At 52.4% G+C, this 787-nt stretch carries 1 rRNA gene; it reads left to right on the forward strand.

Annotated features, from left to right (window positions below):
* Window positions 1–787: ribosomal RNA gene (locus tag H8B06_RS20480) — 23S ribosomal RNA — on the forward strand; the annotation flags it as partial.

Consider the following 787-nt stretch of genomic DNA (forward strand, 5'->3'; position numbering starts at 1 on the left):
CCTACAATCGGTCGGAGCGGAACTTGTTCCGTGACGGCGTGCCTTTTGCATAATGAGCCTACGAGTTACACTTCACCGGCAAGGTTAACCCGTTCAGCGGGGGAGCCGGAGCGAAAGCGAGTCTGAACAGGGCGTATAGTCGGTGGAGGTAGACGCGAAACCTTGTGATCTACCCTTGGGCAGGTTGAAGTTGCGGTAACACGCAATGGAGGACCGAACCGATAAACGTTGAAAAGTTTCCGGATGACCTGAGGGTAGGGGTGAAAGGCCAATCAAACTGGGAAATAGCTCGTACTCCCCGAAATGTTTTTAGGAACAGCGTCGAAACTGAGTTTAACGGAGGTAGAGCTACCGATTGGGTGCGGGGGAGTCAAATCCTACCAAATCCAGACGAACTCCGAATGCCGTTAAATATGTTCGGCAGTGAGGCTTTGGGTGCTAAGGTCCAAGGCCGAGAGGGAAAGAACCCAGACCATCAGCTAAGGTCCCCAAATCCGTTCTAAGTTGATCTAACGAGGTCCGGTTGCCCAGACAGCTAGGATGTTGGCTTGGAAGCAGCCATTCATTTAAAGAGTGCGTAACAGCTCACTAGTCGAGCGGCCGGGCGTGGATAATAAACGGGCATCAAGAACGGTACCGAAGCTATGGATTTGTACATATGTACAACTGGTAGGGGAGCATTCCATGTGGGGCGAATGGACGGGGTGACCTGTCCTGGACTGTATGGAAAAGCAAATGTAGGCATGAGTAACGATAAGGCGGGTGGGAAACCCGCCCACCGAAAGAC

Origin of the sequence: Sphingobacterium micropteri (assembly GCF_014692515.1) — a bacterium.
In the GTDB taxonomy this organism is placed as follows: domain Bacteria; phylum Bacteroidota; class Bacteroidia; order Sphingobacteriales; family Sphingobacteriaceae; genus Sphingobacterium; species Sphingobacterium micropteri.